Source organism: Pseudoflavonifractor intestinihominis (genome assembly GCF_040096055.1).
GTDB lineage: Bacteria > Bacillota > Clostridia > Oscillospirales > Oscillospiraceae > Pseudoflavonifractor > Pseudoflavonifractor intestinihominis.
The window spans coordinates 217,264-243,631 of record NZ_JBBMFK010000001.1; the positions used below are offsets into that span (position 1 = coordinate 217,264).

22 protein-coding genes and 1 riboswitch are annotated in these 26,368 nt (G+C 64.6%); of the genes, 14 read left to right on the forward strand and 8 right to left on the reverse strand.

The window, feature by feature from the left end; translation table 11 throughout:
* Position 1 precedes the first annotated feature (1 nt).
* Genes WMO64_RS01035 through WMO64_RS01045 form a run of 3 tightly spaced genes read left to right on the forward strand, consistent with a single transcriptional unit; the run spans position 2 to position 2,276 of the window.
* Entirely contained in the window at positions 2 to 643 is a 642-nt protein-coding gene (locus tag WMO64_RS01035) for a 5-bromo-4-chloroindolyl phosphate hydrolysis family protein (RefSeq protein ID WP_349230720.1), read from the forward strand.
* Positions 613 to 1,680 (forward strand): hypothetical protein, encoded by a 1,068-nt coding sequence (locus WMO64_RS01040; RefSeq protein WP_349230721.1) that lies wholly within the window; start codon positions 613 to 615, stop codon positions 1,678 to 1,680. The genes WMO64_RS01035 and WMO64_RS01040 overlap by 31 nt, the downstream gene beginning before the upstream one ends.
* Before the next feature lie 59 nt (positions 1,681 to 1,739).
* The gene (locus WMO64_RS01045; RefSeq protein ID WP_204900862.1) at positions 1,740 to 2,276 is read left to right on the forward strand and encodes a flavodoxin domain-containing protein; all 537 of its coding nucleotides are present in this window, start codon (positions 1,740 to 1,742) and stop codon (positions 2,274 to 2,276) included.
* A 326-nt stretch (positions 2,277 to 2,602) separates the two neighbouring features.
* Here the strand turns inward: WMO64_RS01045 and groL are convergent, their stop codons facing one another.
* The 5 genes from groL to WMO64_RS01070 all read right to left on the reverse strand — a co-directional run bounded on the left by groL (position 2,603) and on the right by WMO64_RS01070 (position 8,182).
* A complete protein-coding gene (groL, locus tag WMO64_RS01050; RefSeq protein WP_294519120.1) occupies positions 2,603 to 4,231 on the reverse strand; it encodes a chaperonin GroEL in 1,629 nt (542 codons plus the stop codon).
* Positions 4,232 to 4,350: 119 nt separating this feature from the next.
* Positions 4,351 to 4,635 (reverse strand): co-chaperone GroES, encoded by a 285-nt coding sequence (locus tag WMO64_RS01055; RefSeq protein WP_294519117.1) that lies wholly within the window; start codon positions 4,633 to 4,635, stop codon positions 4,351 to 4,353.
* A 215-nt stretch (positions 4,636 to 4,850) separates the two neighbouring features.
* Positions 4,851 to 5,816, reverse strand: coding sequence for a diacylglycerol/lipid kinase family protein (locus WMO64_RS01060; protein ID WP_349230722.1), 966 nt, complete (start codon positions 5,814 to 5,816; stop codon positions 4,851 to 4,853).
* 15 nt (positions 5,817 to 5,831) lie between these two features.
* The gene (locus tag WMO64_RS01065) at positions 5,832 to 7,016 is read right to left on the reverse strand and encodes an S-layer homology domain-containing protein (protein ID WP_349230723.1); all 1,185 of its coding nucleotides are present in this window, start codon (positions 7,014 to 7,016) and stop codon (positions 5,832 to 5,834) included.
* A 44-nt stretch (positions 7,017 to 7,060) separates the two neighbouring features.
* Positions 7,061 to 8,182 carry a THUMP domain-containing class I SAM-dependent RNA methyltransferase gene (locus WMO64_RS01070; protein ID WP_349230724.1) on the reverse strand — a complete coding sequence of 374 codons (1,122 nt, stop codon included), beginning with the start codon at positions 8,180 to 8,182 and terminating at the stop codon, positions 7,061 to 7,063.
* Positions 8,183 to 8,570: 388 nt separating this feature from the next.
* On the opposite strand from WMO64_RS01070, the gene WMO64_RS01075 reads away from it, so the two are divergent.
* From WMO64_RS01075 to WMO64_RS01085, 3 genes are all read left to right on the forward strand, one after another.
* Positions 8,571 to 9,869 (forward strand): HlyC/CorC family transporter, encoded by a 1,299-nt coding sequence (locus tag WMO64_RS01075; RefSeq protein ID WP_294519102.1) that lies wholly within the window; start codon positions 8,571 to 8,573, stop codon positions 9,867 to 9,869.
* A gap of 133 nt (positions 9,870 to 10,002) precedes the next feature.
* Positions 10,003 to 10,120: riboswitch (FMN riboswitch) on the forward strand.
* 111 nt (positions 10,121 to 10,231) lie between these two features.
* On the forward strand, positions 10,232 to 10,849 hold the full coding sequence (locus WMO64_RS01080) for an ECF transporter S component (RefSeq protein WP_349230725.1): 618 nt from the start codon (positions 10,232 to 10,234) through the stop codon (positions 10,847 to 10,849).
* Positions 10,846 to 11,640 carry a creatininase family protein gene (locus WMO64_RS01085; RefSeq protein ID WP_349230726.1) on the forward strand — a complete coding sequence of 265 codons (795 nt, stop codon included), beginning with the start codon at positions 10,846 to 10,848 and terminating at the stop codon, positions 11,638 to 11,640. The genes WMO64_RS01080 and WMO64_RS01085 overlap by 4 nt, the downstream gene beginning before the upstream one ends.
* A gap of 293 nt (positions 11,641 to 11,933) precedes the next feature.
* On the opposite strand, the gene WMO64_RS01090 is transcribed toward WMO64_RS01085, so the two are convergent.
* On the reverse strand, positions 11,934 to 15,377 hold the full coding sequence (locus tag WMO64_RS01090; protein WP_294519094.1) for a pyruvate carboxylase: 3,444 nt from the start codon (positions 15,375 to 15,377) through the stop codon (positions 11,934 to 11,936).
* A 420-nt stretch (positions 15,378 to 15,797) separates the two neighbouring features.
* Here WMO64_RS01090 and recG point away from each other — a divergent pair, with 420 nt between their 5' ends.
* Genes recG through WMO64_RS01105 form a run of 3 tightly spaced genes read left to right on the forward strand, consistent with a single transcriptional unit; the run spans position 15,798 to position 18,777 of the window.
* Positions 15,798 to 17,888, forward strand: a complete 2,091-nt coding sequence (recG, locus tag WMO64_RS01095) for an ATP-dependent DNA helicase RecG (RefSeq protein WP_349230727.1) — start codon at positions 15,798 to 15,800, stop codon at positions 17,886 to 17,888.
* Positions 17,889 to 17,915: 27 nt separating this feature from the next.
* Positions 17,916 to 18,365, forward strand: coding sequence for a GNAT family N-acetyltransferase (locus tag WMO64_RS01100; RefSeq protein WP_294519087.1), 450 nt, complete (start codon positions 17,916 to 17,918; stop codon positions 18,363 to 18,365).
* 31 nt (positions 18,366 to 18,396) lie between these two features.
* Positions 18,397 to 18,777 (forward strand): C-GCAxxG-C-C family protein, encoded by a 381-nt coding sequence (locus WMO64_RS01105; RefSeq protein WP_294519084.1) that lies wholly within the window; start codon positions 18,397 to 18,399, stop codon positions 18,775 to 18,777.
* 67 nt (positions 18,778 to 18,844) lie between these two features.
* Here the strand turns inward: WMO64_RS01105 and WMO64_RS01110 are convergent, their stop codons facing one another.
* Positions 18,845 to 20,284 (reverse strand): DUF4179 domain-containing protein, encoded by a 1,440-nt coding sequence (locus tag WMO64_RS01110; RefSeq protein ID WP_349230728.1) that lies wholly within the window; start codon positions 20,282 to 20,284, stop codon positions 18,845 to 18,847.
* A gap of 2 nt (positions 20,285 to 20,286) precedes the next feature.
* Positions 20,287 to 20,757: a sigma-70 family RNA polymerase sigma factor gene (locus tag WMO64_RS01115; RefSeq protein WP_349230752.1), complete on the reverse strand. Its 471-nt coding sequence runs from the start codon at positions 20,755 to 20,757 to the stop codon at positions 20,287 to 20,289.
* Between the two features lie 212 nt (positions 20,758 to 20,969).
* Between WMO64_RS01115 and mutY the strand changes: the two genes are divergently transcribed.
* From mutY to WMO64_RS01140, 5 genes are read left to right on the forward strand one after another with little or no spacing between them, the layout of a single operon-like run.
* Positions 20,970 to 22,028 (forward strand): A/G-specific adenine glycosylase, encoded by a 1,059-nt coding sequence (mutY, locus tag WMO64_RS01120; protein ID WP_349230729.1) that lies wholly within the window; start codon positions 20,970 to 20,972, stop codon positions 22,026 to 22,028.
* 14 nt (positions 22,029 to 22,042) lie between these two features.
* Positions 22,043 to 23,407 (forward strand): aldehyde dehydrogenase, encoded by a 1,365-nt coding sequence (locus WMO64_RS01125; protein ID WP_349230730.1) that lies wholly within the window; start codon positions 22,043 to 22,045, stop codon positions 23,405 to 23,407.
* 34 nt (positions 23,408 to 23,441) lie between these two features.
* Positions 23,442 to 24,041 (forward strand): thymidine kinase, encoded by a 600-nt coding sequence (locus WMO64_RS01130; RefSeq protein WP_294519072.1) that lies wholly within the window; start codon positions 23,442 to 23,444, stop codon positions 24,039 to 24,041.
* A gap of 5 nt (positions 24,042 to 24,046) precedes the next feature.
* A complete protein-coding gene (locus WMO64_RS01135; RefSeq protein WP_294519069.1) occupies positions 24,047 to 24,922 on the forward strand; it encodes a radical SAM protein in 876 nt (291 codons plus the stop codon).
* A 35-nt stretch (positions 24,923 to 24,957) separates the two neighbouring features.
* Positions 24,958 to 26,346, forward strand: a complete 1,389-nt coding sequence (locus WMO64_RS01140; RefSeq protein ID WP_349230731.1) for an MATE family efflux transporter — start codon at positions 24,958 to 24,960, stop codon at positions 26,344 to 26,346.
* The last annotated feature ends 22 nt before the right edge of the window (positions 26,347 to 26,368 follow it).

The following is a 26,368-nucleotide window of genomic DNA, read 5'->3' on the forward strand; positions in this document are numbered from 1 at the left end:
GATGAAGAAAGGACAGCTACGGCAACTGGTACTGTCGCTGGGCGTGGGAATTGCAGTCTTTTTGGTTCTGGCCCTGGGCCTGCGCTGGAATTTCCTGTTCAGCGCCGCGCTGGGGGTGGGAATTTATCTGGGCCTTTGGTTTCTGCTGACCCCCAGGGCGGACCCCATCACCCTCTATTTCGCCCAGCGGCCAGACGGCGGCGAGATGCAGGCCCTGATGGAGGAGGCGGAGCGGGATCTGAAGGCCATCCGGTCGGCCGCCGGCCGCATTACGGACGTCCGGACCCATGAGGACGCCCTGGCCCTCACGGAGACGGGGGATCGCCTCTACTGCTATCTTCGGGAGCATCCGGAGAAGATCCCGTCGGCCAACCGCTTCCTCACCTACTATCTGGACACGGTGGGCCGGATCCTGGGGCAGTATGTGAAGTTCCAGGATGCCGGGCTGGGGACTTCCGAGGTGCGGGAGTTCCAGCGGAAGGTGCGGGCCATTCTGCCCAAGCTGAAGACTGGGTTCGAGGAACAGCTCAGCCAGTTGATGGCCTCGGAGCGGTTTGACGCGGAGGCGGACATGAAGGTCATGGAGAGCCTGCTGAACACGGAGGGATTCCAATGGGAAGCAAATCAAAATGGATCGGTCTGATCATCCTGCTGGTTGTCATCGGGGCGGCGGCGGTCTATCTGCTGCTGGGCGGCGGCCCCCGGCCGGAGCCAACCGTTCTGCGGGGCTATGTGGGGGGAGAGAAGATCGGCCTGCTGGAGGACGAGGCGGTACAGGATGTCCTGGAGCGGGACTACGGGCTCACCCTGGACTATGCCAAGGCGGGCTCCCTGGACATGGTCACGGCGGACCATGAGGGCCGGGATTTTCTCTTTCCCTCCAGCCAGACCGCCCTGGAGTACTACCAGCAGCTCTACGGCGCGCCGGGCAAGAGCCAGATCGTATTCAACACCCCCATCGTCCTCTACACCCACCGTCCCATTCTGGAGGCGTTCCAGAAACGGGGACTGGTGACGGAGCGGGACGGGGTCTACTATATGGATATGGCCGGTCTGGTGGCGGAGATCGAGGCGGGTACCGCCTGGGCGGATCTGGGGCTGCCGGAGCTCTACGGTACGGTGGCGGTGAGCACCACCGACCCTGTGCGCTCCAACTCCGGGAATATGTTCGCGGGGCTGCTGGCCAATGTGCTGTGCGGCGGGGTGGCGGATGCGGACAGTGTGGAGGCCGTGCTGCCCCGCCTGAAGGCCATCTTCGAAAAGCTGGGCTATATGGAGGCGTCCTCCTCTGACCTGTTCGACCAGTTCCTCAAAACCGGCATGGGGGCCAAGCCTGTGATCGCCGGCTATGAGAACCAGCTGCTGGAGTTCGCTGTGGAGAACCCGGAGGACTGGGCGCAGCTGAAGGATGACATCGTGCTGCTCTATCCCACCCCCACCGTCTGGTCCTCCCATGTCTACATCGCCCTGGATGAGGCAGGAGAGGCGGGCATCGACGCCCTGCTGGACGAGGAGGTCCAGCGCCTGGCCTGGGAAAATCACGGCTTCCGCACCGAGGTATCCGGCACGGACGCCGACGAAGACCACTTCGGCGTCCCTCACCTGGCCGCGGAGATCACCCAGGTGGCCGCCATGCCCAGCTACGCCGCCATGGAGAAGATCATCGCCGCTCTGTCGTAAACGTAAATTTTACCGCAGGGCTGGATAAATGCGCTGTGCAAAGGGAGGCATTTTCACAGATGGATGGGCTCATCGTCTATGGCAGCAAATACGGCACGACCCGCCGGTATGCGGAGGAGCTCTCCCGGCTCACCGGCCTGCCCGCCATCCCCTGTGGGGAATTCCACAGGCTGGCTGAGGGGAGTATCCTTGTCTATCTTGGGGCGCTCTATGCCGGCGGGGTGCTGGGGCTCAAGCAGGCAATGAAAGGACTTTCCCTCGGGGATGGCCAGCGGCTGATCGTGGCCACTGTGGGTCTGGCCGACCCTGCGGAGCCGCAGAACCGGGCGCATATTCGCGCGGCACTTCAAAAGCAGCTGCCGCCGGAGCTTTCGGAGCGGGCCGTTCTCTTCCACCTCCGGGGCGGTATTGACTATGCCGTTCTGTCCCCACGCCACCGGGCCATGATGGCCGCAATGTGCTTCTCCCTGCGCAGGAAGCCGGCGCGGCAGAGGTCCGCTGAGGACCAGGCGCTGCTGGAGACTTACGGAAAACAGGTGGACTTCACGGATCTCTCTGCGCTGGCTCCCATCGTCAGAGAGATCCTGCGCGGATAAGATATGTTGGGAAAGAAGTGCCTTCAACCAGAGCGGCCGATGGGCATCTGATCGCGTACAGGGGTCAGTGATCCAAACCCGTTAGCAGCTATCCCCAAAATGGCATTGAGTGATTTTCAGATACTTACAGTCTGAAGAATTTACGACCAGAGTTCTTGTGGTCACGACTGAAAAGTGGATACATAAACATGATCAGCCCGCCGGCTCCGAAAGGAACCGGCGGGCTGATATTCTGCCTATCAAACGCTGAATTGGTGTAGATTTGGTGTAAATCGGGGACACCAGCCACAGAAGATCCAGCGGTATCAAGGGTCAGCGGCTATTTTTTAGTACATGCCGCCCATGTCGGGAGCAGCGGGAGCAGCGGGAGCGGCGGGCTGGGGCTTGTCGGCCACCAGGGACTCGGTGGTCAGCAGGGTGGCGGCGATGGAGGACGCGTTCTCCAGAGCGGAGCGGGTCACCTTGGTGGGGTCCACGATACCGGCGGAGATCATGTCCACATAGGTCTCGTTGTAGGCGTCGAAGCCGTAGCCCACCTTGTCGGCCTTCTTCACGTTCTCCAGCACCACGGAGCCGTCGATGCCGGCGTTGGTGGCGATCTGGCGCATGGGCTCGGTCAGGGCCTTGGCAATGATGCGCACGCCGGTCTTCTCGTCACCCTCGGTCTCGGCGAGCAGCTTCTCCACGGCGGGCACGGCGTTGACATAGGCGGTGCCGCCGCCGGCCACGATGCCCTCTTCCACAGCGGCGCGGGTGGCGTTCAGGGCGTCCTCGATGCGGAGCTTCTTCTCCTTCATCTCCACCTCGGTGGCAGCGCCCACACGGATGATGGCCACGCCGCCGGCCATCTTGGCCAGACGCTCCTGGAGCTTCTCACGGTCATAGTCGGAAGTGGTGGTCTCGATCTGAGCGCGGATCTGGCCGACGCGGGCCTTGATGGCCTCGCTGTCGCCGGCGCCGTCCACGATGATGGTGTTCTCCTTGGAGACCTTCACCTGACGGGCACGGCCCAGCATATCCATGGTGGCCTCCTTCAGCTCCAGACCCACCTCGGAGGAGATGACGGTGCCGCCGGTCAGGGTGGCGATATCCTGGAGCATCTCCTTGCGGCGATCGCCGAAGCCGGGGGCCTTGACGCACACCACGTTCAGGGTGCCGCGCAGCTTGTTGACGATGAGGGTGGACAGGGCCTCGCCCTCCACGTCCTCAGCGATGACCAGCAGCTTCTTGCCGGACTGGACGACCTGCTCCAGAATGGGCAGCAGCTCCTGGATGTTGGAGATCTTCTTATCGGTGATGAGGATGAGGGCGTCGTCCAGGACAGCCTCCATCTTCTCGGTGTCGGTGACCATATAGGGGGTGATGTAGCCCCGGTCGAACTGCATGCCCTCGACCACTTCGCTGTAGGTCTCGGCGGTCTTGGACTCCTCCACGGTGATGACGCCGTCGTTGGAGACCTTCTCCATGGCCTCGGCGATCAGCTTGCCGATGGTCTCGTCGCCGGAGGAGACAGCGCCCACGCGGGCGATGTCGGCGGTGCCGTTGACCTTCTGGCTGTTGGCCTTGATGGCGTCAATGGCGGCGGTGGTGGCCTTGGCAATGCCCTTCTTCATGACCATGGGGTTGGCGCCGGCGGCCAGGTTCTTCAGACCCTCGCGGATGATGGCCTGAGCCAGCAGGGTGGCGGTGGTGGTGCCGTCGCCGGCCACGTCGTTGGTCTTGGTGGAGACCTCCTTCACCAGCTGGGCGCCCATGTTCTCAAAGGGGTCCTCCAGCTCGATCTCCTTGGCGATGGTCACGCCGTCGTTGGTGATCAGGGGAGCGCCGAACTTCTTGTCCAGCACCACGTTGCGGCCCTTGGGGCCCATGGTGATCTTCACGGTGTTGGCCAGCTGGTTCACGCCCCGCTCCAGAGCGTGACGGGCCTCTTCGCCGTAGCAGATAATCTTAGCCATAATGAAAAACCTCCAATTTGTGAGATAAGTTCAGGGTGAAATGCGTCCCATCACGGGGCTTGGCAGCCGGGACGCCGGAGTGACGCTTCACACGCCTCGCGGCGGCGCAGCGCTTCTTGTTACTCGACGGTGGCCAGGATGTCGCCCTGACGGACGATGGTGTACTCCTCGCCCTCAACCTTGACCTGGGTGCCGGAGTACTTGCTGGTGATGACCTTGTCGCCCACCTTCACGGTCATGACGACTTCCTTGCCGTCCACCATGCCGCCGGGGCCGACGGCGATGACCTCGGCCACTTCGGGCTTCTCCTTGGCGGAGCCGGTGAGGATGATGCCGCTCTTGGTGGTCTCCTCGGCCTCCACCATCTTGATGATCACGCGATCAGCCAGGGGTTTGAGATTCATAGCTGGTTCCTCCTTGCATATATGAAGCATATATTTGTAAACTATCTCATGTCTTAGCACTCATTTTACCGGAGTGCTAACGCATCTATAATAATAGCTTTGGAACGCAAAATGTGCAAGTAAAAAAACGCTGGATTTTCACCCGAATTTCAGGTAAAATCCAGCGTTTTTAAAAATAGCTCACTCAAAATACTGAAAGCTCCGTTTTTCTCACTCTAACGGGATGCTGCAGAAAATGAGTGCTCGCAATTGTTAGCAGTCTGTAAACTTTCACGCCAAAATACGTCGGAGGGGTAAAAAAAGTTGATTTTCTTCCCGGACAGCCGGACCGTAAAGCTGCGGGAGCGCATGACCTCGCCGTCCACCACGGCCACCAGCTCCTCCGGGGAGGTGAAGGAGATCTCCTGACAGTGGAAGTCCCGGATGACCTGGGGACATTGGCGGTAGAGGCCCTTGGCGTACTTGCCCACCAGGCGGAAGAAGGTGAAGCGGCTCACCTTGGGCACCACCAGCATGTCCAGCACGCCGTCATCGGGCTGGGCGTCTCCCACGGGCATGAAGCCGCCGCCGTAGTACCGGCCGTTGCAGATGCAGATGATGGTGCTCAGGCCGTCCAGGGTCTGGCCGTCCACGCGGATCTGGGTGGGGCGGGTCAGGCCCTTGAACACATTGACCACCAGGGACAGGATGTAGGCCCCCACGCCGGACACCAGGGGCAGCGCCTTGTATTTATACACGTCGGCGGCCACCCGGGCGTCCACGCCGGCGCAGATGACCCCCAGACCCAGCTTGCCGTTGCAGTCCATCAGATCCAGGGCGGCCTGGGGCCCCTCCGCCAGGGCGGCCAGGTCGGAGAAACGGGCCCGGTAGTCCTTCCCAAAGATCTTCAGAAAATCGTTGCCTGTGCCCTTGGGCACGTTGGTGACGGCGGCGTTGTCATATCCGGCGGCGCCGTTGACCACCTCGTTGAGGGTGCCGTCTCCGCCGCAGGCATAGATGCGCACCGGCGCTCCCGTCTGGGCGGCGGCCCGGGCCAGGGTCTCCCCGGTGCCTGCGCCGCTGGTAAAGGCGATCTCGTAGTCCAGCCCCTTGCCGCCGAGAATCTCTCTGATCTGGGCGGTGAGGGCGTCGGTGCTGCCGTGTTTTCCGGCAGCGGGGTTGATGATGAACAGGTGCTTCAAAGCACGCTCAGCTCCTTATGAAAAAGTAGAGGAGACAAGCTGGACCCCGGCGGCACGGTAGTAGGCGGGGGAGTCGTTGGCGGGCCAGAGGAGGATGCGCTGCTCCGGCCGGGCGATGCGGGCCACCATGGCGGCCACCTCGCTGCGGGTGATGACAGCCTCAGGCCGGAAGGTCAGTTGCTTGTCGCTGCCGCTGACAATGCCCTTGGCGTACAGGGCGTAGATGGAGCTGGCGGCAAAGTCGCCGCCGGCCACGTCGGGGATGGAGGAGGCCACCCGGCCGGCGTCGTTGACGTCGTCCGCCTCCCGGACGGGGGCGGTGGCGGCCAGTACCAGGGCCAGCTCGGCCCGGGTGATGGGCCGGGTGTAGCTGCTGAAGGTGGTGTCGGTGATGATGCCGTTGGTCAGGCAGTAGTTCACCGCGTTGGTGTACCAGGGGTCGCCGCCGCTGGAGAAGGTCCTGCCGGCGTAGGTGCTGTCCAGCACGGCGGCCATCTTCAGGGCCTCGCCCACGGTGAGGGTGCTGTAGGGCTGGAAGGTGCCGTCCCCCGGGCCCTCCATCAGGCCCAGGTTATAGGCCAGGTCCACCCACAGGTCGAACCAGTCCTTGCCGGACACGTCGGAGAAGGCGGCGATGCGGCCGGAGCGGAGGGAGAAGGATGCAAAGGGCACCCCCAGGTTGGAGAGCGCCTGGGGCAGGGAGGAGAGGCTGATTCGGGCGCTGTCCCGGTCGGCCCAGCGGATCACGATCTCCTTGCCCTTTGTCCCCTGCTCCACGGTGATGGAGCTGGCGCCGGTATACAGCTGGTGGGAGGCACCCTTCTCTCCGGGTACAGGCACCACGGACAGCAGCTCCCACACGCCCTCCCGCCGGGCGATGTACACCCCGCAGTCCACCGGGGTCAGGCTGTCGTACAGAGGCTCCAGCAGCCACAGCCCGTCCTGCCGCAGCAGGCCGTACTTGCCGTCCTCCTTCACCCGGGCCACGCCCAGGGAGAAGTCGGAGGCCTCCTCAAACCGGAGGGGAATGGATACGATACCCGAGGCGTTGACGTAGCCCCACGTGGAGCCGTCGGTGGCGGTGGCCATGCCCTCGGTGTAGGTGCCTTTGATCTCCAGCGCCAGGGCGGCGGGGGCGGCCAGGGAGAGGGCAAGCGCCAGGGACAGGAGGAGAGACAGCTTGCGGACGGTTCGTTTCATTTCAGACTCCTTTTTGTGACAGCCTCCCGGTGTGGGGGGCTGGCTTACCGCTTGTTGTACTGGAACAGGTCGCACTTGATCATGCCGTTGTACAGCTTGCGCTTTTTGTCGGCGGTGCGGCCGAAGGTGCGCTCGAACTCGGTGTGGGAGGACAGGACGGACACCCGCCACCCGGCAGGCAGCCCCCGCACCGCCTGGCCAAAGGCCTCATACAGGCCCTCAGCCTCCCGCTTCTCCATGATGCGCTCGCCGTAGGGGGGATTGGTGACCACCCGGCCGTAGGGCTCGCTGCGGTGGAAGCGGGTGGCGTCGGCCACGTCGAAGCGGACCAGGTCGTCCACTCCGGCCTTCTCCGCGTTGGAGCGGGCGATCTCCACCGCCTTGGGGTCGATGTCGCCGCCCCAGATGTCGTATTGGCCGTCAAACTCCCTGTCCATGGCCTCGCTGGCGGCGTCCATCCAGGCCTGTGAGGACAGCCAGGGCCACTTCTGAGCGGAGAAGGACCGGTCCAGGCCGGGAGCCCGGTTCCTGGCAATGAGGGCGGCCTCGATGGCGATGGTGCCCGAGCCGCAGAAGGGGTCGCAGAAGGGGTCCCTGCCCCGGTACTGGGACAGCATCACCATGGCGGCGGCCAGGGTCTCCCGCAGGGGAGCCACCACGCCCACCGCACGGTAGCCCCGCTTGTGGAGCCCGGCGCCGCTGGTGTCCAGCATGATGGTGGCGGTGTCCTTCATGATGGAGAACTGGATCTGGAACAGGGGGCCGTTCTCCGGCAGGGTCTCCAGCCCATAGGCCTTGCCCAGCCGGGCGGCGGCCGCCTTCTTCACAATGGACTGGCAGGCGGGCACCGAGTGGAGGGCGGAGTTGAGGCTGTGGCCCTTCACGGGAAAGGCGGCGGTACGGGGGAGGTACTCCTCCCAGGGGATGGCCCGCACGCCCTCGAATAGGGCGTCAAAGTCGGGGGCGGGGAAGGAACCCAGCACCAGCAGCACCCGCTCACCGGTGCGCAGGTTCAGGTTGAGGCGGGGAATGTCCCCAGGCCGGCCGGTACACAGCACATGGCCGTTTTCCGCCCGCACGTCGGCCAGAGACAGACGGCGCAGCTCGTCCGCGGCCAGGCCCTCCAGCCCGAACAGGGTGGGAACAAAAAATTTCAGCTGGTCCATAGAAACCTCCGTAGGCCCGGTTGGGGGCCCCTGTGTGAATCAGGGCCTGGAGAGCGGCAGCGCCGCCCGGCAGGCCATACAAAATTAGTATAGCTTAAATTGTAGGGGATGGCAAACCATTTTGCTGCCGGAGAGAAACTTTTCGGACCATGGGGGCAAAATGCGCCTCTTGCATTTTGCGCGGGGCTGTGATATCATCTGTACCAATAAGCAGGAAAGGACCCGGTGAGCACTCGTGGACGAACCTCCCTTACCCAACTGCATAGCTGCATGTGTTGAGGACAGCGTTATCCCTCTGGGATAGGGCTGTCCTTTTGCGCGCAGAAACGGGAAAACGCCGGGGCAACCCCCTGCAAATACATAGTACTTAGGAGTGATCAGTTCCATTATGGACAGTGCCAGTATTATCATGATAGTCGTTCTCATCTTTCTGGTGGCCATGTCGTCCTACTTCTCGGCCACGGAGACCGCCTACTCCTCCCTCAACCGGGTGCGGCTGAAGAGCCGTGCCGACGCCGGAGACCGCCGGGCCGCCCTGGCCCTGGACCTGGAGGAGGACTTTGACCGCCTGCTCTCCACTCTCCTGATAGGCAACAACATTGTCAATATCACCGCCACCACCATCGGCACCGTGCTCTTCACCGACCTGCTGGGCACCTACGGCCCCACAGTGTCCACCGTGGTGCTGACGGTGGTCATCCTGATTTTTGGCGAGATCTCCCCCAAGAGCCTGGCCAAGGAGTCCCCCGAGGCCTTTGCCATGTTCGCCGCGCCCCTGCTGAAGTTCTTCCTCACCGTGCTGCGGCCCCTGAACTTCCTCTTCACCCAGTGGAAGAAGCTGCTCACCCTCATCTTCCACAAGAAGGAGGACGAGGGCATCACCGAGGAGGAGCTCATCACCATGGTGGACCAGGCCGAGGATGAGGGCGGCCTGGACCAGCACGAGAGCGAGCTGATCCGCTCCGCCATTGAGTTCGGCGACATGGAGGTGGAGGAGATCCTCACCCCCCGGGTGGACATCGTGGCGGTGGAGGACACGGCCACCATGGACGAGGTGGCCAAGGTGTTCGCCGAGAGCGGCTTCTCCCGCCTGCCCGTGTACCACGAGGACATCGACGACATCGTGGGCATCATCCACGAGAAGGACTTCCACGCCGCCCGGTACCACGGCATCAGCGACCTGGCCTCCTTTATGGGCACCGTGCTCTACACCACCGGCAACACCAAGATCTCCCAGATGCTCCGCATTCTCCAGCGGGAGAAGGCCCACATGGTCATCGTGGTGGACGAGTACGGCGGCACCGAGGGCCTGGTGACCATGGAGGACATTGTGGAGGAGCTGGTGGGCGAGATCTGGGACGAGCACGACGAGGTCATCGAGCAGTTCCAGAAGCAGCCCGACGGCAGCTACCTCATCTCCTGTTCCGCCGACCTGACCGACCTGTACGACCTGTTCTCCATCAAGGGCAGCTGCGACGCCAACACGGTGTCCGGCTGGGTCATGGAGCAGATCGGCCGCATCCCCGAGGAGGGGGACCGGTTCCAGGCCGACGGCCTGGACGTGACCGTCACCAAGGTGGACCACCGCCGTGTCATGGAGATCAAAGTGGTGGTGCTGCCCGAGGAGACCGAAGAGGAGAAAAAGGACAAGAAGGACAGAGAAAAAGACAAGGATAAGGAGGGCTGACAAGCCTTTCCGCCCTGATTTTCCGCCGGAGGGCCCTGGGTCCCTCCGGCGGAACTTTTCCGGAATAGAGAAAATTTGGTCATCTGTCTTGTCAGCGCCGGACGGTTGTGCTATACTGTCCCCGACAAGTCAATAAATTCTTCGGGGCAGGGTGCAATTCCCTACCGGCGGTATAGTCCGCGACCCGCGCAAGCGGCTGATTTGGTGGAATTCCAAAACCGACAGTATAGTCTGGATGAGAGAAGAAATGGAGAGAAACAGAGACTCGGTGCCCCACGGTTGTGCACGGAGTCTTTTTTTGTCCCCAGGTTTCGGAGGGTTTACCGAGCTTGTAAATTTGGCTCTGAAAAGGGGACATTGCAATGAAATCCATGAAGAAGACCCAGATTTTCGTGCTCACCGCCATGCTGGCCGCCGTGGCCGGGGTGCTCATGTCCTTTGAGTTCCCCCTGCCCATGATGCCGCCCTTCTACAAGATCGACTTCAGCGACGTGCCCGCCATCATCGCCACCTTCCTGCTGGGTCCGGCGCCCGGACTGTTCATCGAGGTGGTGAAGATCCTCATCAAGCTCCTCACCGTGGGCACCACCACCATGTTTGTGGGCGAGTTTGCCAACCTGCTGGGCACTCTGCTCTTCATCCTGCCCCTGTGGGCCATCTTCAAGCGCATGGGCGGCGACCGGAAGGCCGGCATCACCGCCCTGGCGGTGAGCCTGCCCATCCGCATCGCCTTCTCCTGCGTGCTCAACGCCTGCATCACCCTGCCCCTGTACGCCAAGGCCATGGGCATGCCCCTGAATGATGTGATCCTGGCCGTGGGGGCGGTGAACCCGCTGATCCAGAACCTGCCCCTGTTCCTGGTGCTGGCCACGGTGCCCTTCAATCTCATCAAGCTCCTGCTCAACTATGTGGTGGGCTTCCTGCTGTACGACCGCCTGAAGGCCACCAGCGTGGCCAAGAGAATCGAGGCAAAAGCATGATCCGGAATTACAGAGACCTGACCCGCCTGGAGATGGAACAGGTGGACAAGGAGAACACCATCATTCTCATCCCTGTGGGCGCTCTGGAGCAGCACGGCAACCAGGCCCCCCTGGGCACCGACGACATCATCGCCGAGGCCATGGTGGAGTACCTGGGCCGGGCGCTGGAGGAGGCGGGGGAGAAGGACTTTCCCATTCTGGCCTTCCCCGTCATCCCGGTGGGCCTGAGCACCGAGCACCGCAACTTCTGCGGCTCGGTCACCCTGCGGCCGGACACCTACTACCACCTGCTCTACGACATCAGCGTCAGCCTGGCCCACCACGGATTCAAGAAGCTGGCCTTCCTGGTGTGCCACGGGGGCAACGCGCCCATCGTCCAGGTGCTCAGCCGGGAGCTGCGCAGCGAGCTGGGCATCTCCCCCTTCATCCTCTCCTCCGGCGCCTTCGGCCACCCGGACGTGCGGGCCACCGTGTCCGAGGGGAATGTCTACGACTTCCACGGCGGTGAGATGGAGACCTCCATGGTCATGGCGGTGGACCCCTCGCTGGTGAAACTGGAGACGGCGGAGGCCGGCATCCCCACCGCCTTTGTGGGCAACCAGACCCTGAAGACCGGGGGCAGCGTCACCATCGGCTGGGTGTCCGAGGACTGGAGGACCGCCGACGGCAAGCCCATCGGCATCGGCGGGGACCCCTCCGGTGCCACCGCGGAGAAGGGCCGCATCATCCTGGAGGCCAGCGCTAAGGTGCTGGTGCCCGGCCTGCGGGAGATCCGGGACTGGAAGGCCTGAGCAGCCGGAAAAGACAATAAGAGAGCGCGCGCCGCAGATCTGCGGCGCGCGCTTTTTCCTTTGGAAAGCCGGTTTTGATGGAAAAATCAGTCGGGCTTGACGGTGAAGAGGAGCTGACCGGCCTTGACGTTGTCGGCCCCGCAAAACAGGTTTTGCGGGGACCCCGGACTCCATTTCCCCGGGACGAGTGAATCGCCCCGGGGCAAGGCCGCCCCAGGGGCGGCGCTTGGACGCGCACAGCGCGGCGCGCCGGAGGCGCGGAGGGCGACGGACAGACCACAGGGGAGACGGGGTCAATCGGGCTTGACGGTGAAGAGAAGCTGACCGGCTTTGACGTTGTCGCCCTCCTGAACATGGACGGCCTCCACGGTGCCCGCCAGACGGGCCACCACGCTGGTCTCCATCTTCATGGCCTCGATGATGCCCAGCACCTGGTTGGCCTCCACCCGGTCCCCGGGCTGGACGCTCACCTTGGACACCATACCGGGGATGGAGGCGCCCACCTGGCTCTTGTCCGACGGGTCGGCCAGGGTGACCTGGACGCCCTTCACCTCGGCGGTCCTGTCGGGCACCGCCACCTCGCGGCGCTGGCCGTTGAGCTCGAACTGGACGGTGCGGGTGCCGTCCTCGTTCAGGTCGCCCAGGCCCAGGTACTTGATGACCAGGGTCTTGCCCTCCTCGATGTTGATCTGGTTGGTCTCGCCCAGGGCCATGCCGTTGAAGAACACATGGCTGCCCATGCGGGCGATGTAGCCGTATTCGTTGCGGTGCTGCCGGTACTCCTCGTACACCTTGGGGTAGAGGCAGTAGGACAGCATGGCCCGCATGTTGATCTCGTCGCCGCCCATGAAGGGGCGCATCTTCTCCCGCACCGCGTCAAAGTCCACGGCGGGCAGCAGCTCGCCGGGCCGGCAGGTGATGGGCTTCTCGCCCTTGAGCACCACCCGCTGCAAATCCTCGGGGAAGCCCCAGGCCGGCTGTCCCATCATGCCCTTGAAATAGCTCACCACGCTGTCGGGGAAGGTGAGGGCCTCGCCCCGCTCCACGATGTTCTCCGGCGTCAGGTTGTTCTGCACCATGAAGATGGCCAGGTCGCCCACCATCTTGGAGGAGGGGGTCACCTTCACGATGTCGCCCAGCATGTCGTTGACGGTCTTGTACATCTCCTTGACCTCTTCGAACCGGTGGCCCAGGCCCAGGGAGATGACCTGGGGATACAGGTTGGTGTACTGGCCGCCGGGGATCTCGTAGCGGTAGATGTCGGTGGTGGGGTTCTTCAGGCCGTGGTCGAAGTTGTCATAGCGCAGGCGCACGTCGGCCCAGTAGTCGTCCAGCTTCTGGAGCCGCTGGAGGTCCAGGCCGGTGTCCCGCTCCGTGCCCTGGAGGGCGGCCACCACCGCGTTCATGGAGGGCTGGCTGGTCAGGCTGGACATGGAGGCGATGGCGCAGTCCACGATATCCACACCCGCCTCGGCGGCCATGAGGTAGGCGGCCACCTGGTTGGCGGTGGTGTCGTGGGTGTGGAGGTGGATGGGCAGGCCCACCTCCTGCTTCAGGGTGGACACCAGCTTCTTGGCCGCGTAGGGCTTGAGCAGGCCGGACATGTCCTTGATGGCCAGCAGGTGGGCGCCCCGGCGCTCCAGCTCCTTGGCCAGGTTCACATAATACTGAAGGGTGTACTTGTCCCGCTTGGGGTCCAGGATGTCGCCGGTGTAGCAGATGGTGGCCTCGCAGAGCTTGTTCTCCTGGAGCACCTGGTCCATGGCCACCTCCATGCCGGGCACCCAGTTGAGGGAGTCGAAGATGCGGAACACGTCGATGCCGCTGCGGGCGGCCTCCTTCACGAACTCCCGGATCAGGTTGTCGGGGTAGTTGGTGTACCCCACCGCGTTGGCGCCCCGGAGGAGCATCTGGAAGGGGATGTTGGGGATCTTCTTCCGCAGGGTGTCCAGCCGCTCCCAGGGGGACTCGTGGAGGAACCGGTAGGCCACGTCGAAGGTGGCGCCGCCCCACATCTCCAGGGAGAAGCAGTCGGCCAGGATCTCGCTGGTGCCGTCGGCCGCCAGACGCAGGTCCCGGGTGCGCACCCGGGTGGACAGCAGGGACTGGTGGGCGTCCCGCATGGTGGTGTCGGTGATGAGCAGCTTCTTCTGGTCCAGCACCCACTGCTTCACCGCCTCGGGGCCCTCACGGTCCAGCATCTGCTTGAGCCCCTCGGGCCGGTTGCCGGTGACGGGCGGGAACCGGGGGATGTCGTACTGCTTGCGCTCGGCGGAGGGGTTGTCCACCTGGATCTGGGCGATGTACTTGAGCACCTTGGTGGCCCGGTCCCGGCCGATGTTGATGTCAAAGAGCTCGGGGGTCTCGTCGATGAACTTGGTGTGGCACTGGCCGGCCTGGAAGGCGGGGTGGGTGAGGATGTTGGTGATAAAGGGGATGTTGGTCTTCACGCCTCGGACGTGCTCCTCGCTGACGGCCCGCACCGCCTTGTGGCAGGTGCCCACAAAGGTGTTGTCCCAGGCGGTGACCTTGACCAGCAGGGAGTCGTAATAGGGGGAGATGACCGCGCCGGTGTAGGCGTTGCCGCCGTCCAGCCGGACGCCGAAGCCGCCGCTGGACCGGTAGGCGGTAATCTTGCCTGTGTCGGGGGCGAAGTTGTTGGCCGGGTCCTCGGTGGTCACCCGGCACTGGATGGCGTAGCCGCTGATGTGCACGTCCTCCTGTTTGGTCAGGCCGATGCGGGGGTCGGACAGAGGGCAGCCCTCGGCGATGAGGATCTGGGCCCGCACCAGGTCCACGCCGGTGACCATCTCGGTGACCGTGTGCTCCACCTGGATCCGGGGGTTCATCTCAATGAAGTAGTGGTTGCCGTCCTTGTCCACCAGGAACTCCACGGTGCCCGCGTTGACGTAGCCCACATACTTGGCCACCTTCACCGCGTCGGCGTGGAGCTTGTCCCGGATCTCCTGGGGCACGCTCCAGGCGGGGGCGTACTCCACCACCTTCTGGTACCGGCGCTGGAGAGAGCAGTCCCGCTCTCCCAGGTGCATCACGTTGCCGTACTGGTCGCCCAGGATCTGCACCTCGATGTGCTTGGGCTCTACCAGGTACTTCTCGATGAAGATGTCCTCGCTGCCGAAGGCCTTCCGGGCCTCGTTGCGCACCAGCTCAAAGGCGGGGGCCACCTCCTCCGGCGTGTCGCACCGGCGCATGCCGCGGCCGCCGCCGCCGGCGGCGGCCTTCAGAATGATGGGGAAGCCGTAGGAAACGGCCTTCTCCAGGGCCTCGTCCGCGTCCTTCAGGGGGCGATCGGAGCCGGGGATGGTGGGCACGCCGCAGGCGATGGCCGTGGCTTTGGCGGCCAGCTTGTCGCCCATGCGGGAGAGCACCTCGGAGGAGGGGCCGATGAACTTGATGCCCTCGGCCTCACAGGCCCGGGCGAAGTCCGGGTTCTCGGACAGGAAGCCGTAGCCCGGGTGGATGGCGTCCACCTTCCGCCGCTTGGCCAGGTCGATGATGGCGGGAATGTCCAGATAGGCCCCCAGGGGGGACTTGTTGTGGCCGATCAGATAGGCCTCGTCGGCCCGGGTGCGGAACAGACTGTTGATGTCCTCGTGGGAGTACATGGCCACGGTGTGGAGCCCCAGGTCGTAGCAGGCGCGAAACACCCGGATGGCGATCTCGCCCCGGTTGGCCACCAGTACCTTGTTGAATATACGCTCTGTCACGTGCTTCATCCTTTCTTCCCACGGCGGCTGCGGCCCGGAGGAAAGGCCGCCGCGCTCCGCGGATTCAGTCAGACTGATGTGTTAAAGTCCATTATACAGACTGCAATCTGATTTTGCAATGAAATTTATTGTGCTCTGCAAAAAAAGAGCAGAATACCAAAAGTCGAGAGAAAAAACAATAAAAAATGAAAGAAACGTATACTTCTTCTGCAAAAACAGCTAAGGGAGACGGTAAAAGGGAACGGGCGGTGCGGCGAGCGGGAAGGAGGGACTTAATCCGGGCTGCCGGATGGTAAGGCGGAGAAAAGGAGGAAAGTAGAGGAAAATGAGAAGTTAAGGCGATTCTTAACATCAGAAGGCCGGGAACGCTTGTTTGGCCGCCTGTTTTATGGTAGACTAGGCCTCACAGACTGGAAAGGGGGGAGTACCGTGGCGCTGACGCTGGAGAGCGGCCTGAAGGAGCTGCCGGGTATCGGGGACGCCCGGGCCGCCAGGCTGGCCAAGCTGGGTCTGGCCACTGTGGAGAATCTGCTGGGGTACTACCCCCGCAGCTACGAGGACCGGACCAAAATCTCCACCATTGACGGCGCACCAGAGGAACAGCCGGTGTGCGTGGCGGCCTTTGTGGCGGAGACGCCCCGGGTGTCCCACATCCGCAAGGGGCTGGAGCTGGTGAAGGTGAAGGTGGCCGACGAGACGGCGGTGATGACCGTCACCTTTTTCAACCAGGCCTATGTCCGGGATGCCCTGCGCCAGGGGGAGAGCTACATCTTCTACGGCAAAGTGGAGCGGCAGGGCAGGCAGCGGCAGATGACCAACCCGGTCTTCGAGCGGGAGGGGGCCGCCCGGTTCACCGGCTGCATCATGCCGGTCTACCCCCTGACGGCGGGCATCTCCAACAACCTGCTGGCCGGGCTGGCCCGGCGGTGCGTGGACGCTTGCGCCGGGCAGGTGCCCGAGCTGCTGCCCGAGGAGGTGCGCCTGGCCCACAGCCTGGCTCAGGTGGAGTTCTCCTGCCGGAACATCCACTTCCCCGAGAGCTGGGAGTCCCTGGAGATCGCCCGGCGGCGGCTGATCTTTGAGGAGTTTTTTCTCCTGTCCTGCGGCATGGCCCTGCTGCGCACCGGCCGGGACCGGGGCGCCGGTCCGGCGGTGGAGAACCGGGATCTGGCCCCCTTCCTGTCCCTGCTGCCCTTCTCCTTCACCGGCGCCCAGCGCCGCACCGTGGACGAGGCGGCGGCGGATATGGCCTCGGGACGGCCCATGAACCGGCTGGTCCAGGGGGACGTGGGCTCGGGCAAGACGGCGGTGGCCGCCGCCTGCGCCTGGCTGGCCTGGCGCAGCGGCTGGCAGAGCGCCCTTATGGCCCCCACCGAAATTCTGGCCGAACAGCACTTCCGCTCCCTGTCCGCCCTGCTGTCCCCCGCCGGGATGAAGGTGGGGCTGCTCACCGGCAGCATGAGGGCCGCCGAAAAGCGGAAGGCAAAGGCGGCCCTGGCGGCGGGTGAGGTGGACCTGATGGTGGGCACCCACGCCCTGCTGAGCGAGGGCGTGGAATTCCACAAGCTGGGGCTGGTCATCACCGACGAGCAGCACCGCTTCGGCGTGGCCCAAAGAGCTGCCCTGGCGGCCAAGGCGGACGGCGGTTTGCGGCCCCATGTTCTGGTCATGTCCGCCACCCCCATTCCCCGCACTCTGGCCCTCATCGTGTACGGCGATCTGGACGTGTCGGTCATCGACGAGCTGCCCCCCGGCCGTACACCGGTGGAGACCTTTGTGGTGGGGGAGGACAAGCGGCAGCGGATGTACGGCTTTGTGCGCAAGCTGGTGGCTGAGGGCCGCCAGGCCTATATCGTCTGTCCCGCAGTAGAGGAGAACGAGAGCCCCGAGGGGGAGGACGCCTCCGGCGGCCTGGCCGACCTGAAGGCGGTGACATCCTACGCCGAGACCCTGAAAACCCAGGTGTTCCCCGACCTGCGGGTGGCCTTTGTCCACGGCAAGATGAAGCCAAAGGACAAGGACGCGGTCATGTCCGCCTTTTCCGCCGGGGACATCGACGTGCTGGTGTCCACCACCGTCATCGAGGTAGGGGTGGACGTGCCCAACGCGGCGCTGATGATCGTGGAGAACGCGGAGCGCTTCGGCCTGAGCCAGCTCCACCAGCTCCGTGGCCGGGTGGGCCGGGGCAAGCACAAGTCCTACTGCGTGCTTATGACCGCCACCCACAGCCAGGACAGCCGGGCGCGGCTGAAGGTGCTGGCCTCTACCACCGACGGCTTTAAAATCGCCGAAGAGGACCTGAAGCTCCGTGGCCCCGGCGACTTCTTCGGCTCCCGGCAGCACGGACTGCCCCAGCTCCACATTGCAGACCTAGCGGGGGACGTGCGGCTGCTCAAGGAGGCCCAGCAGGCGGCCCAGGAGCTGCTGGAGGCCGACCCGGGGCTGGAGCGGCGGAAGCACCGGCCCCTGCTGGAACGGGTGAAGCGGATGTTCAGCGACAACCCGGATATTTTCAACTGACAGATACAGATAGAAAGGAAGGGTAAGATGCTTACCATCAGACCCATGGCGCCCGGAGACCGGGACGCCGTTATGGCCATGGTGACGGACTTCTACCACAGCTCCGCCGTGGAGCATCAGGTGGACCCTGCCACTCTGGAGCGCTCCTTCTGGGACGCGGCAGACCCGGAGCAGCCCCTCATCGAGGGATTGCTGCTGCTGGAGGGGGACACGCCGGTGGGGTACTGCTACCTGACCTGGAACTACGCCTCGGAGATCGGGGGAAAGGTGCTCATCTTCGACGAGCTGTACTTCAAAGACAGCTGCCGGGGCAAGGGCTACGGCAGCCAGGTGTTCCGCCAGGTGATGGCGGCCCACCCCGAGTGCCGCCGGTTCCGGCTGGAGGTCACTCCCGCTAACCAGGGCGCAGCCCGGCTCTACGAGCGGCTGGGCTTCCGCTTTTTGCAGTACGACCAGATGGTACTGGATCAAGAATAAATTCCATACACAGAAAACGAGGGAAACAATCATGACGAAACAGGAACAGGTGAACGCCCTCCGGGCGGACACCACGGTACACTACAACTGCTGCCAGTCCGTGCTCATCCCCTTTGCCCGGGAGTGCGGCCTGAGCCCCGAGACGGCCAACGCCCTGGGCAGCAACTTCGGCTCCGGTATGCGCCGGGGCGCCACCTGCGGCGCGGTCACCGGCGCGCTGATGGTGCTGGGCATGACCGGCAAGGACGCCGCTGCCGCCAAGGCCCTGACCGATGCCTTCAAGGCCAAGAACGGCTGCCTGGACTGCGCCCAGCTGCTGGCCGACGCCGCCAAGCGGGGCGAGGCCCGCAAGCCCCACTGCGACCGCATGGTCCGCGAGGCGGTGGAGCTGCTGGAGGAGCTGGAGAAGTAAGCTGATTTTATCCACAAAAATCCCGCCGGGTGTGGAAAATTCCACGCCCGGCGGGATTTTTTATAGTTCACTTGAGGGCCACGGAGATGGGGGCGTCCAGGTCCTTGCGCTGGGTGAAGTGGAGGCCGATGTCTACGGTGTCCTCCTCATAGCCCACCAGCTGGTAGAGCTCCACAAAGTAGCCCTCGGGGACGGTCCGCTCATCCTCCGTGCCGTACCACAGCCGCTCCACACGCATGACGCTGTGGCCGCCGAAGTCGTGCTCCTCGCCGTCAGGGGAGCGGTAATTGCCGCTGCCCACCTGATAAAACACCAGTTCAGAGGTGGATTCCAGGCTCAATATGGCGCTGTCCATCCGGAACTGCGCAGTGGCGCCCTCATTGACCGACGGAGAGAAGGGGGCCAGCAGGGCCAGCTCGAGGACGGAGTCACCCGTCCGGTGCACCGCAAGCTCCACACCGTCGGGCAGACTGTCCAGGGCCACGCCCTGCTTCAGGTCCACCGTCACCCACTCCTTCTCAGGCTCCAGCCAGTCCAGACGGGTAATATGAAGGGTCAGGTGGGCGGGATTGGAGAAGAAGGTGGTGTCGCACATCCGGGAATTGCCCAGGCCGCCCACCGAGCCGGAGGGGTTGTCTTCATACTTGTTGCCCATCTCGTCCTCCAGATAGAAGTCCAGGCCCGCCAGAGAGGCAGTGTTGTCCGGGTGTTCCTCCACGGTCAGGCGGCCGTGGGTGGGATAGCTGTCCAGAGCGAAGCGGAGCAGCTGGCCGTCCACCTCCACCCAGTCCCCCATGGGGATGGATACCACATCGTTTAGGTGGGAGGCATCTAGAGGGACCTCAAAGACAAAGTCGCCCACATAGGCGGGGGCCGTCTCCTCCTCATCATCCTCTGGGGTGCTGGCAGGGGCCTGGCGGGAGTGGCTTTGGCCCGTCAGACGGAAGGTGATCCGCAGTACGTCGGGGAAGCGAAAGCTGTCACTCAAAACATGGACAGATGCGGCGCCCACAAGCTCGTCGCAGTCGAAGAGGGTGGAGGAGATGACGTTGCCCTCCACAGGGACGCCGTCCCCATCGGTCAGGGTGGGATGGGCTTCGTAGGAATCCCAGGGCCCGGAGGCCTTCAGGAAGAACTGAAGCTGTCCCTGGTCCAGAATCAGGTATTCCAGGCGCAGAGTGACGCCGTTTTGTATTTGTTCCTGGCCGATATACTGTGCGTAATTGTGCTCCACCGCCAGCTTCAGGCTGGGGGAGAAGGCCACAGCGGCCATCAGCTCCCGCAGCACGGGGATGGCGGAGCAGGCCTGGGCAAAGGGCATAGAGTAGTTGACCAGCAGCACAAAGGCTGCGGCCACCCCTGCCAGACTGGCCGCCGGGATGCCCCACCAGCGGCGCACCCGCCTGCGGCGGAGTCTGGCCCTGGCCCGGTCCACCGTGCCGTCCAGCTCGGGGGGAACCTGCTCCAGCTCCTGGAGCAGGGCGTTGTATTCCTCAGTTCGGTTCATGGTCACACCTCCTCGGTGTCGGTCAATTCCAGTTTCAGCAGGGCCAGGGCCCGGCGCTGCCGGGTGACCACCGTGCCCTGGGGGATGTCCAGAGCCTGGGCGGTCTCGGCCAGGGTCAGGCCGGTGAAGTACCGCAGGATGACCACCGCCCGCAGGTCCTTGGGCAGCCGGGCAATGGCCTCCTTCAGGGGCAGGTTGTCGAAGGCCTCCGCCGCCGTCTCGGGCAGCTCGTCCATGCCCGTCTCTCGGGCCCGGCGGCGCAGCTCGTCGTTGCAGACGTTGATGAGAATCCGGGTCAGCCAGGTGTGGAAGAACTGGGGCTGGCGCAGAGAGCGGCAGGCGGTCAGGCCCTTGTACACCGCCTCGTCCACCGCGTCCAGGGCCATGGACGGGCTGTGGAGATAGAGCAGCGCCGTGCGGTACAGGGCGGCGCGGTATTCGTGGGCCTTGTGGGCATACTCGTTGGCGTCCAGAGGGGATCCCTCCTCTCAGTTGAATTGGAGCTCCATTCACCCATTAGACGGACTTGAGGGTTGGTTTGATTGGGACGGTTGAAAAAAGTTTTTCTTCATTATATAATGTCTGCTGGACAGGCCGCAACAGCGGTTGTCCATGGGACAAAAGTCCGATAATTCGGCAAAAATGGCTTTATTGAGCTACTTTTTGGCATGCGCGGAGGTCACCCTTGAGAGAACTGGAACAACTGCCCATCCCCCTGCTGGCCTGGTACCACGAGAATGCCCGGGTGCTGCCCTGGCGGAGCGACCCCACCCCCTACCACGTCTGGGTCAGCGAGATCATGCTCCAGCAGACCAGGGTGGCCGCCGTGATGGGCTATTACAGCCGCTTCATGGAGACCTTGCCCGACGTGGCCGCCCTGGCGGCGGTGGAGGACGACGTCCTCATGAAGCTGTGGCAGGGGCTGGGGTATTACAGCCGGGCCCGCAACCTGAAAAAGGCCGCCGGGCAGGTGATGGAGCGGTACGGCGGAGCCCTCCCCGCCAGCTATGAGGAACTGCTCACCCTGGCCGGGGTGGGGGAGTACACGGCGGGGGCCATCGCCTCCATCGCCTTCGGCATCCCGGTCCCGGCGGTGGACGGCAACGTGCTCCGGGTGGTGGCCCGCATTGCCGGGGACGAGGGGGACATCACCCTCCCCGCCACCAAGAAGCGGATGGGACAGGCCCTCCAGGAGATCATCCCCACCGCCATGCCCGGCGCCTTCAACCAGGCCATGATGGAGCTGGGGGCCACCGTGTGCCTGCCCAACGGCGCGCCTCTGTGCGACAAGTGCCCGGCGGCGGGCTTTTGCGCCGCCCTGGCCCAGGACAAAATCGACCTGCTTCCCGTCAAGGCCCCCAAGAAGGCCCGGCGGGTGGAGGAGCGGACGGTGTACCTCATTTTCCATGAGGGCCGTGTGGCCCTCCGCCGCAGGCCGGAGAAGGGCCTGCTGGCCGGGCTGTGGGAGTACCCCAACGAGCTGGCGGAAAAAACGGATATACTGGAGCAGTGGGGCATTATCCCGACGTCCCAGCGGTGGGGCGGCACGGGGAAACACATCTTCACCCACATTGAATGGCACATGACCGCCCGGATGGTACAGGCGGCGGGGGATACCCTGCCGCCGGGATGGGTGTGGGCCGACGGCCCCGCCTTGCGGCAGACCTATGCCGTGCCCAACGCCTTCCAGTCCTTTGTCCCCCTGGTGGAGGCGGGGCTGGCCGGCGCAGAGACACTGACATAACACAGGAGGAACCTATGGATTTTCAAGCAATGGTAGCCCGTCAGCGGGCGTTCTGGAATACCGGCGTCACCCGCAGCGTGGACTGGCGCCTAGAGCAGCTGAAGAAGCTGGAGCATGCCCTGGAGACCAGGGAGGAGAAGCTGTGCGCCGCCCTGAAGCAGGACCTGGGCAAGGCGGCCTACGAGTCCTGGCTCAGCGAGATCGGCATGACCCTGGGGGAGCTGCGCTTTGCCCGCAAGCACCTGAAGAAGTGGGCGGCGGCCAAGCGGCGGCCCTCGTCCATGCCCCTGTTCCCGGCCAGCAGCCGGGTGGAGGCCGAGCCCTACGGCGTGGCTCTGGTCATGTCCCCCTGGAACTACCCCGTGCAGCTCACCCTGGTGCCCCTCATCTCCGCCCTGGCGGCGGGCAACTGCGCTGTGGTGAAGCCGTCGGCCTACGCGCCCAACGTGGCCCAGGCCGTGGCCGACCTGCTGGGGGATATCTTCCCGCCCGAGTATGTGTCCGTGGTCCAGGGGGGCCGGGCGGAGAACGCCGCCCTGCTGGAGCAGGACTTTGACTATATCTTCTTCACCGGCTCCCCTGTGGTGGGCAAGACGGTGATGGCCGCCGCGGCGCAGCACCTGACCCCCGTCACCCTGGAGCTGGGCGGCAAGTCCCCGGTGATCATCGCCCCCGACGCCAACATCCCCCTGGCCGCCCGGCGCATCGCCTGGGGCAAGTTCCTCAACGCGGGCCAGACCTGCGTGGCCCCCGACCACGTGTATATCCCCAAAAACCTGCGGGACGCCTTTGTGAAGGAGCTGGCCGGACAGATCAGGCAGCTCTACGGCGACGACCCCCTGGCCGGGCCCGACCTGCCCAAGATCATCAACGAGAAGCACTTCCAGCGGGTCTCCGGCCTGATGAAGAGCGGCAAGACCGCCGTGGGCGGCCGCACCGACCCGGCGGCCCGGCGCATCGAGCCCACCGTGCTGGTGGATGTGGCGGAGAGCGACAGCGTGATGCAGGAGGAGATCTTCGGCCCGGTGCTGCCCGTCCTGACCTACGACAGCCTGGACGACCTCATCGCCCGGCAGCAGAAGAAGGCCCGGCCCCTGGCCCTCTATATCTTCACCGGGGACAGGGCGCTGGAGAGGCGCATCGTCGCCGCCCTGCCCTCGGGCGGCGTGTGCGTCAACGACACGGTGATCCATCTGACCAATCCCAACGTGCCCTTCGGCGGCGTGGGCAACAGCGGCATGGGCGCCTGCCACGGCAAGGCCGGCTTCGACACCTTTACCCACTACCGCACGGTGGTGCGCCGGGGTACCCTGGACCTGCCCATGCGGTACGCCCCCTATGCCGGAAAGAACCTGAACGCGGTGAAAAAGCTCATGTGATATGGGCTAATTGTGAGAGAAAGAGGAGAGACGGATGGCAAAGCTCTATTTCCGCTACGGGGTGATGGGCTCCAGCAAGACGGCCAACGCCCTGATGGTGCGGTACAACTACGAGGAGCGGGGACAGGATGCCCTGCTGGTGAAGCCCGCCATTGACCAGCGGGACGGCGCCCGCTTTGTGGCCTCCCGGGCCGGCCTGAGCAACCCCTGCATCTACTTTTCCGATCTGCGCGCCATGTCCCCCCAGGACCTGAAGCCCTATGCCTGCGTCATCGTGGACGAGGCCCAGTTCCTCAGCCGGGAGGAGGTACAGTACCTGACCCACCTGGTGGACGACCTGAACCTGCCCGTCATCTGCTACGGCCTGCGGGCCGACTTCCGGGGGGACCTGTTCCCCGGCTCCCAGGAGCTGCTGGCCTGTGCCGACATCATCGAGGAGATCAAGACCATCTGCTGGTGCGGCAAGAAGGCCACCTGCAACGCCCGGTTCGACGCCCAGGGCCATGTGCTCAAGGAGGGGGAGCAGGTGGTGCTGGGGGCCAACGACCAGTACATCGGCCTGTGCCGCAAGCACTGGAAGGAGGGCAACCTGGGGCCCGACTGGCGCAAGACCCTGCCCGGTGAGTCCAAGTGAGCGCCATGAAGTGCAGCATCTGCCCCCGCAAGTGCGGCGCGGAGCGGACCGAGACCTCCGGCGACGGCGTGTGCGCCATGCCGTCCCTGCCGGTGGTGGCCCGGGCCGCCCTCCACATGTGGGAGGAACCCCCTATCTCAGGTACCCGGGGGTCGGGCACCGTCTTTTTCTCCGGCTGCTCCCTCAAGTGCGTGTTCTGCCAGAACGACTCTATCAGCCACGGCAACTTCGGCAAGACCATCTCCGTGGAGCGGCTGCGGGAGATCTTCTTCGAGCTCATCGCCCAGGGGGCCCACAACATCAACCTGGTCAACCCCACCCACTTCTCCCACGCCATTGCCAAAGCCCTGGCCGAGCCCCTGCCGGTGCCGGTGGTGTGGAACACCGGTGGGTACGACGAGGTGAACACCCTCCGCTCCCTGGAGGGCAAGGTGCAGATCTACATGCCCGACCTGAAGTACCTGGATTCCGCCGCGGCAGCGCGGTACTCCGGCGCGCCCGACTACCCGGAGAAGGCCACGGCCGCCATCAAAGAGATGGTGCGCCAGACCGGCCCCTATGAGCTGGACGGGGAGGGCCTGCTGAAAAAAGGCGTGCTCATCCGGCACCTGATCCTGCCCGGCCGGGTGCAGGAGGCCAAGGCGGTGATGGACTATGTGTCGGAGCAGTTCCCGCCCCACACCGTCCTCTTCTCCCTCATGAGCCAGTACGTGCCCTGCGGCCGGGCCCCGGAGTACCCGGAGATCAACCGCCGGGCCAGAAACTCGGAGATCCGGGCGGCGGAGGAATACTTCTCCGCCCTGGACCTGGACGGCTTCACCCAGGAGCTGCTCTCGGCCACCGAGGGCTTTATCCCGGATTTTGACCTGACCGGGGTGTAAGACACCACGCCGGAGACGAAAGGACGATTCAAGGCTTGAAATGGAAACAACGGGCCGGGGGCCACCGCATGGGCACCATGTGGCGGCTGTCCTGGCCCGCGATCATGGAACAGATCCTGGCCACCATGGTCAGCTATGTGGACACCGCCATGGTGGGTGCCCTGGGCGCGGGGGGCACGGCGGCGGTGTCGGTGAACGCGGCATCCATCTGGCTCATCAACGGCATCCTGGCCGGCGTGGGCGTGGGCTTTTCCGTTCAGGTGTCCCACGCGGTGGGCGCCGGGGATGACAATCGGGTGCGGCAGGTGCTGCGGCAGAGCGTGCTGGGCGCCTTTGCCTGCGGGCTGATTGCCCTGGCGGTGTATCAGCTGCTGGCCGGGTTCATCCCCCTGTGGCTGGGGGCCAAGCCCGACGTGTACCCCGCCGCCGTGGCCTATCTGCGGTGCTACACCGCCGCTCTGCCCTTTGCCTCGGCGGGCATTGTGTTCTCCGCGGTGCTGCGGTGCATGGGCAACAGCAAGGCCCCCCTCATCCTCAACACCCTGGCCAACCTGCTCAACATCGTGCTCAACTTCTTTCTCATCTACCCCACCCGCCCGGCAGAACTCTTTGGCCGGGCGGTCACCATCCCCGGCGCAGGGCTGGGGGCCGCGGGCGCGGCCATCGCCTCCGCCATCGCCCTCACCGCCTCGGGCGTGGCCATGGTGTGGGTGGCCCTGCGTCAGGGGGACCGGTACCGGGTGCGGCTGCGGGAGGGCCTGAGGCCCGACGGGCCCATCCTCCGCCGGGCGGCCATGCTGGGCCTGCCCTCCGCCGCCGAGCGGGCCACTGTGAACCTGGGCCAGATCGCCATGACCGCCCTGGTGGCCCACCTGGGCACCGTGGCCCTGGCGGCCAATCAGATTGCCACCACCGCCGAGGGGCTGTGCTACCTGCCGGCCTACGGCATCTCCTACGCCGCCACCGCCCTTGTGGGCCAGTCGGTGGGGGAGGGCAGCCGGGAGGACGCCGAGGCCTACGGCACCCTGTCCGGCCTGCTGGGCTTCGGGCTGTGCGTGGGCACCGGCGTGCTCCTCTTCCTGCTGGCCGCGCCTCTGGCCGGGCTGTTCAACACCGACCAGGCCGTGGTGGATCAGGCCGCCATGGTGCTGCGCATCGTGTCGGTGGCTGAGCCCTTCTTTGCCGCCTCCATCGTGTTCACCGGCGCACTCCGGGGCGGACAGGACGTCCGCTTCCCCATGGTGGTCAGCCTGGTGTGCATGTGGGGCGTGCGTATCGCCCTGGCGCCTCTGCTGGTATTTAAATTCGGCATGGGACTGGAGGCGGTGTGGATCGCCATGGCCGTGGACCTGATCCTCCGGGGCATCCTGTGTACCTTCCGGTGGCGCAGCGGCCGCTGGCGGAAATACTGCGGACTTGCATAAGAAAAAACGGGTTTTGAACGCA